General features: G+C 75.0%; 16 protein-coding genes. 5 read left to right on the forward strand and 11 right to left on the reverse strand.

Annotated features, from left to right (window positions below; all coding sequences use genetic code 11):
- Positions 1-5: 5 nt before the first annotated feature.
- Complete coding sequence (locus ACA511_RS30900) at positions 6-725, forward strand: hypothetical protein (RefSeq protein ID WP_375028191.1); 720 nt, start codon at positions 6-8, stop codon at positions 723-725.
- Positions 726-744: 19 nt separating this feature from the next.
- Here the strand turns inward: ACA511_RS30900 and ACA511_RS30905 are convergent, their stop codons facing one another.
- Together ACA511_RS30905 and ACA511_RS30910 are read right to left on the reverse strand one after the other, a co-directional pair.
- Positions 745-2,205: a leucyl aminopeptidase gene (locus tag ACA511_RS30905; RefSeq protein WP_375028192.1), complete on the reverse strand. Its 1,461-nt coding sequence runs from the start codon at positions 2,203-2,205 to the stop codon at positions 745-747.
- Between the two features lie 90 nt (positions 2,206-2,295).
- Positions 2,296-2,463, reverse strand: coding sequence for a DUF3117 domain-containing protein (locus ACA511_RS30910; protein ID WP_083946426.1), 168 nt, complete (start codon positions 2,461-2,463; stop codon positions 2,296-2,298).
- Positions 2,464-2,641: 178 nt separating this feature from the next.
- Between ACA511_RS30910 and ACA511_RS30915 the strand changes: the two genes are divergently transcribed.
- From ACA511_RS30915 to ACA511_RS30925, 3 genes are all read left to right on the forward strand, one after another.
- Positions 2,642-3,427: an enoyl-CoA hydratase-related protein gene (locus tag ACA511_RS30915; protein ID WP_375028193.1), complete on the forward strand. Its 786-nt coding sequence runs from the start codon at positions 2,642-2,644 to the stop codon at positions 3,425-3,427.
- An 89-nt stretch (positions 3,428-3,516) separates the two neighbouring features.
- Positions 3,517-4,281 carry an ABC transporter ATP-binding protein gene (locus ACA511_RS30920; RefSeq protein ID WP_375028194.1) on the forward strand — a complete coding sequence of 255 codons (765 nt, stop codon included), beginning with the start codon at positions 3,517-3,519 and terminating at the stop codon, positions 4,279-4,281.
- 5 nt (positions 4,282-4,286) lie between these two features.
- Positions 4,287-6,872: an FtsX-like permease family protein gene (locus ACA511_RS30925; RefSeq protein ID WP_375028195.1), complete on the forward strand. Its 2,586-nt coding sequence runs from the start codon at positions 4,287-4,289 to the stop codon at positions 6,870-6,872.
- A gap of 14 nt (positions 6,873-6,886) precedes the next feature.
- On the opposite strand, the gene ACA511_RS30930 is transcribed toward ACA511_RS30925, so the two are convergent.
- The 3 genes from ACA511_RS30930 to ACA511_RS30940 form a co-directional block, all read right to left on the reverse strand.
- On the reverse strand, positions 6,887-7,399 hold the full coding sequence (locus tag ACA511_RS30930) for a DNA-3-methyladenine glycosylase I (RefSeq protein WP_375028412.1): 513 nt from the start codon (positions 7,397-7,399) through the stop codon (positions 6,887-6,889).
- 62 nt (positions 7,400-7,461) lie between these two features.
- The gene (locus ACA511_RS30935; protein ID WP_375028196.1) at positions 7,462-7,890 is read right to left on the reverse strand and encodes an SRPBCC family protein; all 429 of its coding nucleotides are present in this window, start codon (positions 7,888-7,890) and stop codon (positions 7,462-7,464) included.
- Complete coding sequence (locus ACA511_RS30940) at positions 7,887-8,318, reverse strand: hypothetical protein (RefSeq protein ID WP_375028197.1); 432 nt, start codon at positions 8,316-8,318, stop codon at positions 7,887-7,889. Before ACA511_RS30940 ends, ACA511_RS30935 begins: the two co-directional genes overlap by 4 nt.
- A gap of 58 nt (positions 8,319-8,376) precedes the next feature.
- Here ACA511_RS30940 and ACA511_RS30945 point away from each other — a divergent pair, with 58 nt between their 5' ends.
- Positions 8,377-8,694, forward strand: coding sequence for a hypothetical protein (locus tag ACA511_RS30945; RefSeq protein WP_375028198.1), 318 nt, complete (start codon positions 8,377-8,379; stop codon positions 8,692-8,694).
- Here ACA511_RS30945 and ACA511_RS30950 read toward each other — a convergent pair.
- The 6 genes from ACA511_RS30950 to ACA511_RS30975 form a co-directional block, all read right to left on the reverse strand.
- Positions 8,691-10,007 (reverse strand): alkaline phosphatase PhoX, encoded by a 1,317-nt coding sequence (locus tag ACA511_RS30950; protein WP_375028199.1) that lies wholly within the window; start codon positions 10,005-10,007, stop codon positions 8,691-8,693. The two genes, ACA511_RS30945 and ACA511_RS30950, sit on opposite strands and share 4 nt — an antisense overlap.
- Before the next feature lie 105 nt (positions 10,008-10,112).
- Positions 10,113-11,594, reverse strand: a complete 1,482-nt coding sequence (locus tag ACA511_RS30955) for a CoA-acylating methylmalonate-semialdehyde dehydrogenase (RefSeq protein ID WP_375028200.1) — start codon at positions 11,592-11,594, stop codon at positions 10,113-10,115.
- An 11-nt stretch (positions 11,595-11,605) separates the two neighbouring features.
- The gene (gene iolD, locus ACA511_RS30960) at positions 11,606-13,462 is read right to left on the reverse strand and encodes a 3D-(3,5/4)-trihydroxycyclohexane-1,2-dione acylhydrolase (decyclizing) (protein ID WP_375028201.1); all 1,857 of its coding nucleotides are present in this window, start codon (positions 13,460-13,462) and stop codon (positions 11,606-11,608) included.
- Positions 13,459-14,367 carry an aldolase gene (locus ACA511_RS30965; protein WP_375028202.1) on the reverse strand — a complete coding sequence of 303 codons (909 nt, stop codon included), beginning with the start codon at positions 14,365-14,367 and terminating at the stop codon, positions 13,459-13,461. The genes iolD and ACA511_RS30965 overlap by 4 nt, the downstream gene beginning before the upstream one ends.
- Entirely contained in the window at positions 14,364-15,314 is a 951-nt protein-coding gene (gene iolC / locus ACA511_RS30970; RefSeq protein WP_375028203.1) for a 5-dehydro-2-deoxygluconokinase, read from the reverse strand. Before iolC ends, ACA511_RS30965 begins: the two co-directional genes overlap by 4 nt.
- Positions 15,311-16,192, reverse strand: a complete 882-nt coding sequence (locus ACA511_RS30975; RefSeq protein WP_375028204.1) for a TIM barrel protein — start codon at positions 16,190-16,192, stop codon at positions 15,311-15,313. The genes iolC and ACA511_RS30975 overlap by 4 nt, the downstream gene beginning before the upstream one ends.
- Positions 16,193-16,332: the final 140 nt, after the last annotated feature.

Genomic DNA, 16,332 nt, shown 5'->3' on the forward strand with positions numbered 1-16,332 from the left:
GCCCCATGGAGATCGAGCCGAAGACCGAGCCGGAGAGCGGGCCGGGTATGCAGACCGAGCGGGACGCGGAGACGGAGCCGGACGCGCAGACCCCGCCGGAGGCGGACGCGGAGCCGGGCGAGAGTGCGGCCGAGACCGGTGAGCCGTTCGCGGTGCGGATCCGGGTGACGTGGCGCGGGGCCTGGCAGCTCGTGGCCCTCGCGATCCTGTTCGCCGCGTCCGTGGCGTTCGTCGCGGGCGGGGCGATCCGCGGCGCCGGCCTGGGCAGCGTCATGTCCATGGTGCTGGGCGCGGCGGGGCTCGCGCTGTTCGGCACGGGGCTGGTGATCTCGGCGGGCGGGCTGCTGGCGCGCCGTCCCGTCCTGCAACTGGACGGGGACGCGGTGCGCCGCCCGGCGCGCTGGCCGCTGCCGCGCTCGGCCGGGCGGACGCTGCCCTGGGACGAGGTGACCGCGATCGCGGCGCTGCGCCGCGGCGTGGCGGGCAGCCGCCGGGGCGAGCAGGACTACCTGGTCTTCCTGCCGTCCGCCGAGCTGGCGGAGCTGGCCCGCACGTCGGCGCGGCCCGGCCTCGTGGCGTTCACCATCCGGGACGTGCCGTCCACCGCGGCGGCCGTGCCGTGGTGCTTCGCCGTCGAGCCCGGCTGGGACGCGACGCTCCCGGAGGTCGTCAAGGAGGCGCGGCGGCGGCGCCGCGTCCCGGTGATCGACCGCCGGACGAAGTAGCGGCCGGGCGGCCCGCCGGTCAGGCCGTCAGCCAGTCCAGCAGGAGGCGGACGCCGAACCCGGTCGCGCCGCGGGTGAGTTCCGCGTCGTCGGACGCGGCGCGCCCCGGACCGGCGATGTCGAGGTGCGCCCAGGGCCGGTCGCCGGCGAACTCGCGCAGGAACAGCGCCGCCGTGATGGAGCCGCCGCCGTAGCCGCCGCGCCCGATGTTGGCGACGTCGGCGACGTCGGAGTCGATCGCGGTGCGGTAGTCGGCGGTCAGCGGGAGCCGCCACACCGGCTCGCCCGCCGCCGTCCCGGCGCGGGTGAGCTCGCCGGCGAGGGCGTCGTCGGTGGCGAACAGCGCGGCGTGCCGGAGGCCGAGCGCGACCTTCGCGGCGCCGGTGAGGGTCGCGACGTCGACGACCGCGTCGGGGGCGAGCTCGGCGTCCGCGTAGGCGAGCGCGTCGGCGAGGACGAGTCGCCCCTCGGCGTCGGTGTTCAGCACCTCGGAGGTCGTCCCGCCGAAGTGGCGGATCACGTCGCCGGGACGCATCGACGACCCGGACGGCATGTTCTCCGCCGCCGCGACCAGGCCGGTGACGCGGGCGCGGACGCCGAGGCCGCGCAGCGCGCTCATCACGGCGATGACCGCGCCGCCGCCCGCCATGTCGGTCTTCATCGCCTTCATGCTCTCGTTCGGCTTCAGCGACAGGCCGCCGCTGTCGAACGTGATGCCCTTGCCGACCAGCACGATGTGCTTCCCGGCCGGTTCGTCGGGCCGGTAGGACAGCTCGATGAGGCGGGGCGGGCGGGCCGATCCGCCGCCGACGGCGAGCAGCCCGCCGAAGCCGCCCTCGGCCAGCTCCTTCTCGCCGCGCACGCGGACGGCGAGGCCGGCGTCCGCGGCGACCCGCTCGGCCCGCGCGGCGAGCCAGGACGGGTCCTTCTCGCCGGCCGGGGTGTTGGCGAGGTCGCGGGCCAGCGCGGTGGCCCGCGCCCGCGCGGTGCCCCGCTCGATCGCCGGGGCGCCGGCCTCGGGCCCGGCCTCGGTCAGCACGGCGAGGGCGCCGAGCGCCTTCCGGGCGGGCGCGGCGCCGATCTTGAACTCGTAGCCGGCCAGCAGCGCGCCCTCGGTGAAGGCGGCGAGGTCGCCGTCCGGGACGCCGGCGACGAGGGCCGTCCGGCCCCGGCCGCGGCGGGCCAGCGCGGCGCCGGCCCTGCGCAGGTCGGCCGGGGACGCCTCGCCCACCCCGTACAGCAGCAGCTCGCGGACCCGGCCGCCGACGCGGACCTGGGTCGCGGTGATCTCCCCCGGCTCGCCCTTGGCCCGGTGCAGCGCCAGCAGCTCGTCCAGCGTGTAGGGCAGCGCCGCCGCGACCTCCGCCGCCGGCGCGACGGGGCCCTTGCGGACCGGGACCGCCACCACCTCCGCCCCGAGGTCGGCCGCCGTCTGCGACACGGTGCCGCCGGCGCCGTGGACGCGGGTCGCGATGGGCATGGTGATGGTCCCCCTTCTGGGTACGGAAATGGCAAGGGCCCCGGCGGCGTCGCCGGGACCGTCACCAACAAGCCGGGAGCGGTGGAGCCGTCAGCCCACGACGCCCTTGAGCGCCTCGCCGAGCTCCTTGGCCTCGTCGGCGGAGAGCTCGACCACGAGGCGGCCGCCGCCTTCGAGGGGGACCCGCATGACGATCCCGCGTCCCTCCTTGGTCACTTCGAGCGGACCGTCTCCCGTCCGCGGCTTCATCGCCGCCATGCGTGCATCCCCTTCCTGCCTTAGGGCCGCGGCCTCGCACACCGTTGGCCGCGTGGCCGCGTGTCGCATCCGCGTCATCAGTAGTGGTCCATTATCTCGTCTTCCGGGCGCGAAGTGGTAACGATCAGCCTCCAGATCGGAAGATGGGAAGATCTGCGGGAGAACCGAGAGGACGACGATGTCTGAGACCGTGCTGTACGACGTCACCGACGGTGTGGGGACCATCACACTCAACCGTCCGGACGGGATGAACTCGCTGACGACCGAGATGAAGGAGCTGCTGCGGGACACGGTGGTGCGCGCGGCCGCCGACCCGGCGGCCCGCGCGGTGATCCTGACCGGCGCCGGGCGGGCCTTCTGCGCGGGCCAGGACCTGCGCGAGCACGCCGCCAACCTCGCCGCCGGGAAGGGGCTGGACGACACCGTCCGCAAGCACTACAACCCGACCGTGCTGGCCCTCGCCGGGATGCGCAAGCCGGTGGTGGCGGCGGTGAACGGCGTCGCGGCGGGCGCGGGCGCGGCGCTGGCGTTCGCCTGCGACCTGGTCGTCGCGTCCGACAAGGCCAGGTTCGCGACCGCGTTCACCGGGATCGGCCTGGCCCCCGACAGCGGCATGTCGTGGACGCTGCAGCGCCTCGTCGGCCGCGCGCGGGCCGCGGAGCTGCTGCTGCTCGGCGAGCCGGTGAAGGCTGAGCGGGCGCTGGAGCTGGGCCTGGTGAACCGGGTCGTCCCGGCGGACGAGCTGGCCCCGGCGGCGGTGGAGCTGGCGCGGCGCCTCGCGTCCGGGCCCACGGTCTCCTACGGCGCGGTGAAGGCGGCCCTCGACCACGCGGCGTCGCACGACCTGGCGTCCGCGCTGGAGCGGGAGGCCGGGCTCCAGGACGAGTGCGCGGACACCGCCGACCACAAGAACGCGACGGAGGCGTTCCTGAAGAAGCAGCAGCCGGTGTTCGAGGGCCGCTGACACCCCGCCGGGGGTAGGGCCTTCCCCAGTGCCGGTCGGGGAGGCTCCGCCAGTGCGGGCGAGGGGGCGCGGGCGGTTGGCTTGAAGGCATGATCCAGACATCCGCCGCACCCCCTGCCGGGCACGTCAGCGACCATGTCGCCGTGGCCCGCGACGTCGTCAAGTCGTACGGGACGGGCGAGCACGCGGTGACCGCGCTGCGCGGCGTCTCCGCGGCGTTCCCCCGTGGCCGCTTCACCGCGATCATGGGGCCGTCCGGCTCCGGGAAGTCGACGTTCCTGCACTGCATGGCCGGGCTGGACACGGCCACGTCCGGCTCGATCATGATCGGGGACGTGGACATCACGAAGCTGTCCCGGACGCGGCTGACCAAGCTGCGCCGCGACCGGCTCGGGTTCGTGTTCCAGTCGTTCAACCTGCTGCCGATGCTGACGGCGGAGGAGAACATCCGGCTGACCGGGCGGCTCGGGAACCGGCGGCCCGACCGCGAGTGGTTCGCGACGATCGTGGACGCGCTCGGCCTGCGGGACCGGCTGTCGCACCGCCCGGCCGAGCTGTCGGGCGGCCAGCAGCAGCGGGTCGCGGTGGCGCGGGCGCTGCTGACCCGGCCGGAGGTGCTGTTCGCGGACGAGCCGACCGGCAACCTCGACTCCCGGTCGGGCGCCGAGGTGCTGGGCTTCCTGCGCCGCGCGGTCGACGCCTACGACCAGACGGTGATCATGGTGACGCACGATCCGGGGGCCGCCGCGCACGCCGACCGGGTGCTGTTCCTCGCCGACGGGACGATCGTCCACGAGCTGCACGCCCCGACCGTCGACCAGGTGCACGACGTGATGCGCCGGATGGAGGGCTGAGCGGCATGTGGCTCATCGCACGCCGCTCGTTCGCCGAGGGCTGGACGCGGCTGGCCGCCACGCTGCTGGCGGCGCTGTTCTCGATCGGGCTGATCGCGGGCTCGCTGCAGTTCACGCTGCGGGCGCAGGAGGCGGTGTCGGGCAGCAACGCCAGCGAGTACGCCCGCGCGGACGTGCTCGTCCTGGGCGGGTCGGTCGACGCCGACGACCCGTACGCGACGCCGGACGGCCAGGTCGCGCTCGGCGCGGTCGCGGGCCGTCCGGGGGTCGCGGCGGCGGCCGGGGACGCGATGGTCCCGGTGACCGCGAGCGGGTCCGGCGGCAAGACGATCCTGCCGCCCGCCGGGGCCGGGACGACGCTGCGGCCGTGGACGTCCGACGCCCGGCTCAACCCCTACCGCCTGGAGGCGGGCCGGGCGCCCGCCGCGGACGGCGAGGTCGCCGTCACCCGCCATGTGGCGCGGGCCGGGAAGCTCGATGTCGGCGACGCGATGCGGGTGCTGCTGCCGAAGCAGAGCAGCACCATGAAGGTCGTCGGGATCGTCACCGTGCAGGGGCACAGCTCGGTGGCGAGCGGCGACCTGCTGCTCGGAACGCCGTCGGCCGTCCAGCGGGCGGCGGGCCTCCCGGCGGGGACGTGGCAGGGCGTCTGGGTCAAGACGGCGCCGGGCGTCCAGGCGGCGAAGCTGCGCACCGAGCTGGCCCGCTCCCTCGGCCAGGACGTCACCGTCCGCACCGCCGCGGGCGTGCGGAACGCCCAGTCGGCCAATCTGGAGGGGGCGGGCGCGTCGATCGGCGGCGCCATCGGGATGCTCTCGTCCGTCGCGGTGTTCGTCGGGCTGTTCGTCGTGGCGAACACGTTCGGCACGCTTGTCCGGCAGCGGACCCGGCGGCTGGCGCTGCTCAGCGCGATCGGCGCGACGCCGCGCCAGATCAAGCGGCTGATCCGGTGGGAGGCGCTCGCCCTCGGGCTCGTCGCCTCGGCCGGCGGCGTGCTGCTCGGCTACCCGGTGTCGGCGCTGCTCACCCGGCTGTTCGCCGAGGACGGCTTCGACATCTCCGCCGCCGACGCGCAGTTCGGCTGGATCGCGCTCGCGGCGCCCGCCGCCGCGGGGATCGCCGTCACCCAGCTCGCCGCCTGGCGGGCCGCGCGCCGCGCCGCGCGGATCTCCCCCATGGCGGCGATCCGCGCCGCGAGCGCCGACACGGCCGGCCGCCGCCGGGGCCGGCTGCTCGGCGCGCTCGCCGTGTTCGCGTGCGCGTGGATCTTCTTCGGCGGCGTCTTCGGGATCAGGTACGAGGAGCCGCCGGGCCCCGACCGCACCGTCGGCATCTGCGTCATGATCCTCATGGGCTGCATGACGACGGTCGCGGCGCTCGCCGTCCTCGCCCCGTTCTTCGTCGGCCCCCTCGGCGGCCTGGTCGGGCGGATCGGGACGGCCGTCAGCGGCGAGGCCGGGCGGCTCGCCCGCGCCACCATCACCCGCAGCCCGCGCCGGGTGTCGTCGGCGGCGTCGTCGCTGATGCTGGGCGTGGCGCTGGTCGGCGTGACCGCGCTGACCGTCGTGTCGGTGAACGCGCGGTTCGACGAGGCCGGCAAGCAGGTGATGCGGGCCGAGCACGCGATCGCCGCGACCGGCACGACGTCCAGCGGCCCGGCGCCGCTGCCCCGCGACTCGGTGGACAAGGCGGCGGCCGTGGCCGGCGTGTCCGCCGCGGCCGCGCTGACGGTGTCGGAGATCAAGCTCGTCTCGCCGCCGCCCCGGCGGCCGTCGCCGGAGGAGGCGCCGCTGCCGGTCTACCTGACCGTGACGGGGGCGGACCAGGCGGCGATGCCGGCCGTGCTGGAGCTCGGCGGGCGCCTGCCCCGGCTCGGGGACGGCGAGATCGCCCTCACCTCCGCGGTGCTGGAGGCGAACAAGATCAAGAAGGGGCAGCGGATCGTCGTCCGCGGCGCCCAGGGCCGGATTCCGCTGACGGTCGCCGCCGCCTACCACGACCCGTCGCACCTGTTCGCCGACCAGGCCGTGGTGTCGCCGGCGACCATGGAACGGCTGGACCCGGCCGCCCCCGCCCAGGTCGTCCTGGTGCGGGGCGGCTCCGAGCGCGACCTCGCCCGCGCGTTCGCGGCCACGCCCGGCGTCGAGGTGCTCGACAAGGGCGCCTACGTGAAGACGGCCGCGAGCGCGATGACGAGCGGGCTGAAGGTCATGTACGGGTTCATCGGCATGGCGCTCGTCCTCGCGCTGTTCGGGATGGCGACCACCGTGTCGATGAGCGTCGCCGAGCGGACCCGCGAGTTCGGGCTGCTCGGCGCGGTCGGCGCGACGGTCGCGCAGATCAAGGCGATCGTCCGCTGGGAGGCCGCGACCGTCGTCCTGCTCGGCGGGTTCCTCGGCATCGGCATGGCGCTGGCCGCCGTGTTCCTGATGCACGTCGCGACGGGCAGCTCGTTCTTCGCCCCGAACCCGCCGTGGTGGCTGTTCCCGGTCGTCCTCGTCTGCGCGGCGGCGGTCGCCCTCGCGACGTCGGCCCTCCCCGCCCGCCGCGCCGCCGACGTCCCCCTCCTCGAAGCGGCCAAGGCGGAGTGATGCCGGGGCGGCGGCTAGCGGAACGCGCAGCCGGCGAGGTGGTCGTTGACCAGGCCGCACGCCTGCATCATGGCGTAGGCGGTGGTGGGGCCGACGAAGCGGAAGCCGTGCTTCTTCAGCTCCTTGGACAGCGCCTTCGACGCGTCGGTGAAGGCGGGCACGTCGGCCATGTCGGTGTAGGCCGGGGAGCCGGGGTCGGCGTAGCGCCAGGCGGTCGCGGCGAGACCGCCCGGCAGGTCGAGGGCGGCGCGGGCGTTGCCGATCGCCGCCTCGATCTTCGCCCGGTTCCGGACGATGGAGGCGTCGCCCATCAGGCGCGCGACGTCGTCCGGGCCGAAGGCGGCGACCTTCTCGGGGTCGAAGCCGTGGAAGGCAGCGCGGAAGTTCTCGCGCTTGCGCAGGATCGTCAGCCAGGACAGCCCCGACTGGAACGCCTCCAGGCAGAGCTTCTCGTAGAGCCCGAGGTCGTCGCGGACGGGACGGCCCCACTCGTCGTCGTGGTAGGCGATGTAGTCGGGCGCCGACATGCCCCAGGGGCAGCGCGCCAGCCCGTCATCGCCGAGGATCGCGGTCACCCGCCCGTTCTACCTCACGCCTCCGACAGCGCGGCGAGGCGGCGGAGGCCGAGGGTCAGGAACGCCTTCGCGACCGGGCCGGCGACGAGCCATCCGGCGCGGCCCAGCAGGCCGAGGGGGAGGTCGACGCACTCCGCCCAGACGACGCGGCTGCCCGAGCCCTCGGGGACGACCTTGAACCACGCCTCGCCGCGCACCACGCGGCCGGTGTGCCGGACGGCGACGCGGCGGCCGGCCCGCCAGTCGGTGATGACCATCGTGTCGACGAAGCCGACCGGTCCGACGCCCGTCCACGCCCGGACCTCGTCGCCGGTCTTGTCGCCGCCTTCGGCGCTGGTGAACGGCATCCACTCGGCGTGCCGAGGCCAGTCGGTCAGGACCTCGAAGACGCGTTCGGGCGGGGCGCCGGACACGGCCTCCGCGTGGACGGCGACTCGGCTCACTGGTGGTCCTCCTCCGGGCCGGGGTCGTCCTCGACCGGGACGGTCTCCTTGCGGAGCGGCACGCCGTTGTCGGGCTCTTCCAAGCCGTGCAGGGCGCCGATGGACGGTTCGCCGTCGCGCCTGCGGAGGTCGCGCAGCTGCCGCTCCAGGTCGGCCACGCGGGCGTCGCGCTCGTGCAGGGCCGTGGTCAGGCGGTGGACGGCCTCGTCCGTCACCTGCATCTGGTACCCCCAGATCGTCGTGGGGAACCGGATGCGGGAGCCGTCCCGGGCCAGGATGGGACGGCCCTCGGCGTCCACCTGGAGGGGCGGGTAGTCCGGGTGGGCCTCGGTCAGTTCACCGCCCCTGCCCATGGCGAGCACGACGACGGCGCCCAGCACGGCCACGCCGGCCAGGACGAGCACCACGACGACCATCAACGCTCCCATCCGCTCGCGTCCCCGGGTAGGACGATCCCCGGACTCCGATCGTGCCACGCTTGGCGGCATGGGGTTGCAAGAGCGGATGGTCCTTCCATCGGACGCGCCGGTTCCGGACGGCGCCGTGGACGCGGGCACGGCGCCTCCCGCGAGCCGGGCCGAGCGGCTCGCCGCCTCCGGGGACGCCGTGCTCGTCACGCTGGAGACGGACGCGCGGGAGCCCGATCCCGGGCTGCTCGCCGCCGCGTCCGTCTACGCGTGGCTGGGGGTGACCTACTTCCGGGTGCCGGAGTCGCAGGCGGACGGCATGCGCCAGGTGCTCGACATGGTGGCCTCCATCGAGGGCGCCCGGCCCCCCGCCGCCGCCCGCCGCGGCCTCGCCTAGCCCCGGACGCGGTGCCAGGGGCCCGTGACGGCGAACGTCGCCCCCGGGTCCGACTGGCGGTTGGCGAACAGGACGCGGCCGTCCGGCGAGAACGTGACGCCGGTGAACTCGCTGCCGTTGAGGGCGTTGCGCGCCATCGCGAACGGCTTGTTCCGGCGGGTGGTGCCGACGAGGTACTGCTCGCCGTCGCCGTCCTCGGCCAGGATCACGCCGCCGCCGTACGGGGAGACGGTGATGTTGTCGGGGCCGTCGAACCGCCCGCCCGGCTTGAAGATCAGCTGGAGCTCGATCTCGTCGCGGCGCGGGTCGTAGGTCCAGACCTGCCCGGCGTGGTCGCGCGCGGCGCCGTCGCCGGAATGGGAGAAGCTCGCGACGAAGTACGCCTTGCCGTGCCCCCACCAGGCGCCCTCGAGCTTCTGGCTCCGGGTGATCGTGTCGAACTGCTTGCGGACGGACGTCTGCCTCGCCGACGGGTCCGGGACGTCCAGCCACTCGACGCGCAGCCGGGTGCCGGGCTCGGTGACGAGCGACAGGTCCGGGACGCCCCGGACGTTCATCGCCTCCAGCCTCCCGCCCCGCGCGTAGGCGTGGTAGCCGCCGCGGTGGGCGCGGGGGCGGAACCGGTAGAACAGCCCGAACGGCTTGGCCGCGTCCTCGGTCAGGTAGGCGGTGAGCGTGTGCGGGTCGACGGCGACGGCCTCGTGCGCGAAGCGGCCGAGGCCCGTCAGCGGGACGGGCTCGGTGCGCCGGCCGTTCGGGTCGACCTCGAACACCCAGCCGTGGCTCCTGGTCTCGCCGCCGACCCCTTCGGTCTCCTCGCAGGTCAGCCAGGTGCCCCAGGGGGTGCGTCCGCCGGCGCAGTTCACCGCCGTCCCGGCGAGGCTGACGTACTGCGACAGCAGGTTGCCGCGACCGTCGACCTCCAGGGTGGTGGTGCCGCCGTTGACGGCGGGGTCGTAGGTCAGCGCGGCGGGCGCGACGGCGCGGGTGCCGTTGGTGCCCTGCTCGTGGTTGCGCACCAGCCGGGTCCGGCCGTGCCCGCCGCCGGGGAAGGTGGCCATCCCGTCGTGGTGTCCGGGGACGACCACGCCGTCGGAGATGGGGTCGCCTTCCACCGACAGCTGCTTGTAGGCGAAGCCCTTGGGCAGGTCCAGGACGCCCTTGGGGTCGGGGACGAGCGGGCCGTAGCCGTACGCCTCTCCGGTGTCCGCACCGGCGGACGTCTGGAAGACTCCGTCCAGGCTTCCGGCCAGGGCTATGGACAGTGCGCCGGCGGCGCCGCCCTTGACGACTCCGCGACGGGTCACTGACATGGGCACTCCTTCACGTGAGGGGATCACGCGGGAGCCTGGTCGCCGCCCCTGAACCGCCGGTGAACGGTCAACGTCCGCCCGGCAAAGCCCCAGGGCAATCTTGGGTCACTGCGCCGTGGGGAAGGCCATCCCGGGGGCCTCGGAGGCCGCGGCGGGCTCGGGCCAGCGGGACGTGACGGCCTTCGCCCGCGTGTAGAACCGGACGCCCTCGGCCCCGTGGACGTGGGTGTCGCCGAACAGCGACGCCTTCCAGCCGCCGAACGAGTAGAACGCCATCGGCACCGGGACCGGCACGTTCACCCCGATCATCCCGACGTGCACGGACCGCTGGAACCGCCGCGCCGCCGCGCCGGACGCGGTGAAGATCGCCGTCCCGTTGCCGTAGGGGTTGGCGTTGACGAGCGCGATCGCCTCGTCGAGGGTCTCGGCGCGCAGCACCGCCAGCACGGGCCCGAAGATCTCCTGCTCGTAGGCGGCCATGTCGGTGGTGACGCCGTCGAGCAGGCAGGGGCCGAGGAAGAAGCCGGGACCGGACAGGTCGCGTCCGTCCACGACGAGCTCGGCGCCGGCGCGGGCCGCCCCCTCGACGTGCCCGCCGACGCGTTCCCGCGCCGCCTCGCTGATCAGCGGCCCCATCTCGCTGGCCGGGTCGGCGCCCGGCCCGACCTTGATCGCGCGGGCGCGGTCGGCGAGCCGGTCGAGCAGCGGGTCGGCGGCGTCCCCGACGGCGACCGTCACCGAGATCGCCATGCAGCGCTGCCCGGCCGACCCGTACGCCGCCGAGGTGATCTGGTCGGCGGCGAGGTCGAGGTCGGCGTCGGGCAGCACGACCGCGTGGTTCTTGGCGCCGCCGAGCGCCTGCACGCGCTTGCCCGCGGTGCTCGCCGCCTCGTGCACGCGCCGGGCGACGGGCGTGGACCCGACGAACGACACCGCGGCCACGCCCGGGTGCGCGATCAGCGCGCCGGCGGTCTCCGCGTCGCCGTGCAGGACGTTGAACACCCCGTCCGGCAGCCCCGCCTCGGCGTACAGCTCGGCCACCAGGTTGGACGCGGACGGGACGCGCTCGCTCGGCTTCAGCACGAACGCGTTCCCGCAGGCGATCGCGATCGGGTGCATCCACAGCGGCACCATCACCGGGAAGTTGAACGGGACGATCCCCGCGCAGACGCCGAGCGGCTCCCGGAACGAGAACGCGTCCACGCCGGTCGACACCTGGTCGGAGTACTCGCCCTTCAGCAGCTGCGGGATCCCGCACGCGAACTCGACGACCTCCCGGCCGCGGACGACCTCGCCGCGCGCGTCGTCCAGGACCTTGCCGTGCTCGGCGGTGATCAGCCGGGCCAGCTCGTCCTCGTGCCGCTCCAGCAGGTCGCGGAGCGCGAACATGATCCGCGCCCGCCGGGTCAGCGACACCTCCCGCCACGACTCGAAGGCCCGGACGGCGGCGCCGACGGCGGCGTCCACCTCGGCCCGGCGGCCGAGGACCACCTCGGCGGTCTGCCGCCCGGTCGCGGGGTCGTGCACGGGCGCCGCGACGCTCCCGCCGACCGCGAGGCCGCCGATCCGGTGCTGAATCGAACGCATGAGGATTCCTCTCACAGGTAGTGGCGCCGGGTCTTCAGGTCGTCGTCGTAGCGGGCGCGGGCCAGCGCCGCGGGCTCCAGCGCGGACACCTCCGCGACCGGCACGTCCCACCACGCCTCGCTGTCGGGGGCGGGGGCGAGCGGGTCGGTCTCCACGTGGACGACGGTGGTGCGCGGGGACGCGACCGCCTCGCGCAGCGCGTCGCGGAACCCGTCGACGCCCTCGGCGCGGAGCACGTCCGCGCCGAGGCTGGCGGCGTTCGCGGCGAGGTCGACGGGGAGGGGGCCGCCGTCCAGGCCGGTGTCGGTGCGGGCGCGGTAGCGGGTGCCGAACCGCTCCGCGCCGACGCTCTCGGACAGGTTCCCGATGGACGCGTAGCCGTGGTTCTGCACCAGGACGACGACCAGCTTGACGCCCTCGGCGACGGCCGTGGCCAGCTCCTGCGCCATCATCAGGTACGAGCCGTCGCCGACGAGGACGAACACCTCGCGGTCGGGGGCGGCCATCTTCACCCCGAGGCCCCCGGCGATCTCGTAGCCCATGCAGGAGTAGCCGTACTCGACGTGGTAGCCCTTGGGGTCGCGCGTCCGCCACAGCTTGTGCAGGTCGCCGGGCATGGACCCGGCCGCGCAGACCACCACGTCCCGCGGCCCCGAGACCTCGTTCACCGCGCCGATGATCTCCGCCTGCGCGGGCAGCCCGTCCCGCCGCTCCCCGAACGCCCCGTCGACGACGGCGTTCCACCGCCGGGCGAGCTCCCGCGCCCGCGCCCGGTGGGCGTCCGGGACGCGGTGGCCGCCGAGCGCCGCGCCGAGGGCCCGGACCGCCTCCCCGGCGTCGGCGACGACGGTCGTCGCGGCGAGCTTGACGGCGTCGGGCCGCGCGACGTTGATGTTGACGAAGCGGACGCCGGGGTCGGCGAACAGGCTGTGCGACGCGGTGGTGAAGTCGCTGTAGCGGGTGCCGATGCCGAGCACGACGTCGGCCTCCCGGGCGAGCGCGTTCGCGGCCGTCGTGCCCGTCGCGCCGATCGCGCCCACCGAGCACGCGTGGTCCCAGGGCAGCGAGCCCTTGCCCGCCTGCGTCTCGGCGACCGGGATGCCCGTCCGCTCGGCGAAGGCGGCCAGGTCGCCGGTGGCGCGGGAATAGATGACGCCGCCGCCGGCCACGATCAGCGGGCGCTCGGCGTTCCGCAGGATCTCGGCCGCCTCCTCGATCGCCGCCGGTTCGGGGACCGGGCGCGGGATCCGCCACACCCGGCGGGCGAACAGCTCGTCCGGCCAGTCGAACGCCTCCGCCTGGACGTCCTGGGGCAGGGCCAGGGTGACGGCGCCGGTCTCGGCCGGGTCGGTGAGGACGCGCATGGCCGCCAGCAGCGCGCTGGGCAGCTGCTCCGGCCGGTTGACGCGGTCCCAGTACTTCGACACCGGCTTGAAGCAGTCGTTGACCGAGACGTCGTGGGACCGCGCGTCCTCCAGCTCTTGCAGGACGGGGCTCGCGGGACGGGTGGCGAAGATGTCCCCGGGCAGCAGCAGCACGGGCAGCCGGTTGATGGTCGCCAGCGCCGCGCCCGTCACCATGTTGGTCGCGCCCGGCCCGATGGACGTCGTGCACGCCAGCGTGGACAGCCGGTCGTGCATCCGGGCGTAGCCGGACGCCGCGTGCACCATCGCCTGCTCGTTGCGCGCCATGTAGTACGGGAGGTCTTCGGCGTGCTCCAGCAGCGCCTGGCCGAGCCCGGCGACGTTGCCGTGCCCGAAGATCCCGAAGCATCCGGCGAAGAACCGCCGCTCCGCGCCGTCCCGTTCGCTGTACTGCGCCGCCAGAAAGCGCACGACCGCCTGGGCGACCGTCAGTCTCGTGCTCACATGACCTCCACTGCAGCGTCCACGGCCCCGGCCACATCGCCGTCCGCAGGGTAGAGAAGGGAGCGGCCGACGACCAGGCCCCGGACGGTCGGCAGCCGCAGCGCGCGGCGCCAGCCGTCGCGGGCGGCGCGCGGGTCGGCGGAGACCTCGCCGCCGAGCAGCAGCGCGGGCAGCGTCGAGGCGGCCATGACGCGCTCCATGTCCGGGACGACCGGCACCTTCAGCCAGGTGCGCGCGGACGTCGTGCCGAGGCCCGCGGCGATCGCGATCGCGCGGATCATCGCCTCCGCGGTGAGGTCGTTGCGGACGCGGCCGTCCACCCGGCGCGCGATGAACGGCTCGACCATGGCCATCACGCCGTGCCCGGCGAGCGCCGACACCGCCCGCGCGCAGCCCTCCAGCGTGCGCGGGGTCGCCGGATCGTCGTCGTCGACGCGCAGCAGCACCTTGCCGCCGTCGAGCCGGGACGCGGCGATCGCGTCGGCGCTGTAGGCGGTGAACCGGTCGTCGATCTCGAAGGACGTGCCGGCGAGCCCGCCCCGGTTCATCGAGCCGATCACGACCTTGCCGTCCAGGGCGCCGAGGAGCAGCAGGTCCTCGACGACCTCGGGGGTGGCGAGCACCCCGTCGACGCCGGGGCGCTCCAGCGCCGTGCACAGCCGGTCGAGCATGTCGCCGCGGTCGGCCATGGCGAGCGGGTCGCCGCCGGCGGCGAGCGCGCCGCGGGCGGGGTGGTCGGCGGCGATCAGCATGAGCCGCCCGGTCGAGCCGAGCAGCGCGGACCGCCGGGTGCGGCGGGCGGCGGCCTCGGCGATGGCCTCGGGGCGCACCGCCCGCGTCTCCGCGAGCGCCGCGACCCGGCCCGCCCGTGCCCCGGCCGGGGTCACCGGCGTGTCGAGCGTCATGAGGCCACCTGCTTCACCAGTGCGTGCACTTCGTCCGGGGTGGGCATCGCCGCCGAGCAGGCCAGCCGGGACGCGACGATCGCGCCGGCGGCGTTGGCGAACGCGATGACGTCGGGGAGCGCCCAGCCCGCGAGCAGCCCGTGGCAGAGGGCGCCGCCGAACGCGTCGCCGGCGCCCAGCCCGTTGGCGACCTCGACGGGGACCGGCGGCGCCTCGACCACCCGCCCGTCGGCGTCGACGGCGAGGACGCCGTCCGGGCCGCGCTTGACGACCGCGAGCCGGACGCCCCGGTCCAGCAGGGCGCGGGCGGCGCGCACCGGGTCGCGCTCGCCGACGGCGACCTCGCATTCGGCCAGGTTGCCGACCGCGACGGTGGCGTGTCCGAGGGCCTCGCCCGCCCAGCGGCCCGCCTCGTCCGGCGACTCCCAGAACATGGGCCGGTAGTCGAGGTCGAGGACGGTGAGGGCGGCGCGGGAGCGGGCACCGAGCGCGGCGAGCGTCGCCGTCCGGGACGGCTCGGCGCACAGGCCGGTCACCGTCGTCCAGAGCACCCCGGCGGCCTCGATCGCGGGACGGTCCAGCTCGTCGGCGCGGATCTCCAGGTCGGGAGCCTTCGGGAAGCGGTAGAAGTACAGCGGGAAGTCGTCCGGCGGGAAGATCTCGCAGAAGGTCACCGGGGTCGGGAGCCCCGCCACGTCGGCGACGAACCGGGCGTCCACCCCGTACTCGGCGAGCGCGCGGCGGACGAAGCGGCCGAACGGGTCGGCGCCGGTCCGGGTGATCACGGCGGCGCGGCGGCCGTGCCGGGCGGCGGCGACCGCGACGTTGGTGGCGCTGCCGCCGAGGAACCGGGCGAACGTCTCGACCTCGTCCAGCCCGACGCCGGACTGGAGCGGGTAGAGGTCGACGCCGACGCGGCCCATGGTGATGACGTCGAATCGGGTCATGCGGGGATCCCGGCGAGGAAGTCGACGCAGGCGCGCACGTCGGTCAGCGGGCCGGCGCCGGGCGCGGGCTCGGCGTCGATGATCATGTCCTGCTCCAGGACGTACCAGCCGTCGTAGCCGACGCCTTCGAGGGAGCCGACGATGGCGGCGATGTCGATGTCGCCCGCGCCGAGCGGGCGGTAGATCCCGGCGCGGACGGCGTCGGTGTAGGAGGTGCGGCCGTGCCGGACGGCGTCGGCGAGGCCCGCGTCGACGTCCTTGAGGTGGACGTGCGCGATCCGCTCCCCGGCGCTCGCCGCGAGCTCGGCCGGGTCGGTGCCGCCGATCAGCAGGTGGCCGGTGTCCAGGCACAGCGGGACGCCCGACCCGTCGAGGACGCGGCGGACCTCCGCGGACCGTTCCACCATCGTCCCGACGTGCGGGTGCAGGACGGCCCGGACGCCGGTCTCGGCGGCGAGGGCGGCGATCCGGTCGAGGTTGGCGAGCAGGGCCGTCCAGCCGGCGAGGTCGAGCGAGGGGCGCTCGTCGTAGCCGTCCAGCCCGTGCACGGCGGCCAGCACCAGCGTCAGATCCGACTTGGAGCGTTCCACATCGAACCCGGACAGGATCCGCCGCACGTCCGGCAGCGGGTCCCGCTCCGGGTCGTGCAGCACGACCGGCGCGAAGCCGCCCACCGGCCGCAGCCCGTACTCCGCCAGGAGCGCGGCGCGTTCACCGGCCCGGGCCGGCAGGAAGCCGTCCGGCCCGAACTCGGTGGCGGCCAGCCCGAGGTCGCGCATCTCCGCCAGCACCCGCCCGGGGTCCATCTGATGGCCCCAGCCGGGGACTTCGCACACCCCCCACGAGATCGGGGCTCCCGCGACGCGATCGTTGATCATCGGCTCACCATCTTCCTGAACGCACCCGGTTCCGCGCTCGGCACCGGCCCCGCCGAGTCTGCTGAAGGCCAGGACGGCATGTCAATAGTTTGTTATGACATTATGAGGTAATAAGTTAAACACACTTCGGGGGGTACGAT

The sequence above is a fragment of the Actinomadura sp. GTD37 genome, assembly GCF_041951365.1.
Lineage (GTDB): Bacteria > Actinomycetota > Actinomycetes > Streptosporangiales > Streptosporangiaceae > Spirillospora.

What these genes read in the sequence shown, in the direction of transcription:
- ACA511_RS30900 (WP_375028191.1), top strand. Translation starts at nt 6, where the DNA reads ATGGAGATCGAGCCGAAGACCGAGCCGGAGAGCGGGCCGGGTATGCAG.
- ACA511_RS30905 (WP_375028192.1), bottom strand. Translation starts at nt 2,205, where the DNA reads ATGCCCATCGCGACCCGCGTCCACGGCGCCGGCGGCACCGTGTCGCAG.
- ACA511_RS30910 (WP_083946426.1), bottom strand. Translation starts at nt 2,463, where the DNA reads ATGGCGGCGATGAAGCCGCGGACGGGAGACGGTCCGCTCGAAGTGACC.
- ACA511_RS30915 (WP_375028193.1), top strand. Translation starts at nt 2,642, where the DNA reads ATGTCTGAGACCGTGCTGTACGACGTCACCGACGGTGTGGGGACCATC.
- ACA511_RS30920 (WP_375028194.1), top strand. Translation starts at nt 3,517, where the DNA reads ATGATCCAGACATCCGCCGCACCCCCTGCCGGGCACGTCAGCGACCAT.
- ACA511_RS30925 (WP_375028195.1), top strand. Translation starts at nt 4,287, where the DNA reads ATGTGGCTCATCGCACGCCGCTCGTTCGCCGAGGGCTGGACGCGGCTG.
- ACA511_RS30930 (WP_375028412.1), bottom strand. Translation starts at nt 7,399, where the DNA reads ATGTCGGCGCCCGACTACATCGCCTACCACGACGACGAGTGGGGCCGT.
- ACA511_RS30940 (WP_375028197.1), bottom strand. Translation starts at nt 8,318, where the DNA reads ATGGGAGCGTTGATGGTCGTCGTGGTGCTCGTCCTGGCCGGCGTGGCC.
- ACA511_RS30945 (WP_375028198.1), top strand. Translation starts at nt 8,377, where the DNA reads ATGGGGTTGCAAGAGCGGATGGTCCTTCCATCGGACGCGCCGGTTCCG.
- ACA511_RS30950 (WP_375028199.1), bottom strand. Translation starts at nt 10,007, where the DNA reads ATGTCAGTGACCCGTCGCGGAGTCGTCAAGGGCGGCGCCGCCGGCGCA.
- ACA511_RS30955 (WP_375028200.1), bottom strand. Translation starts at nt 11,594, where the DNA reads ATGCGTTCGATTCAGCACCGGATCGGCGGCCTCGCGGTCGGCGGGAGC.
- ACA511_RS30965 (WP_375028202.1), bottom strand. Translation starts at nt 14,367, where the DNA reads ATGACGCTCGACACGCCGGTGACCCCGGCCGGGGCACGGGCGGGCCGG.
- iolC (WP_375028203.1), bottom strand. Translation starts at nt 15,314, where the DNA reads ATGACCCGATTCGACGTCATCACCATGGGCCGCGTCGGCGTCGACCTC.
- ACA511_RS30975 (WP_375028204.1), bottom strand. Translation starts at nt 16,192, where the DNA reads ATGATCAACGATCGCGTCGCGGGAGCCCCGATCTCGTGGGGGGTGTGC.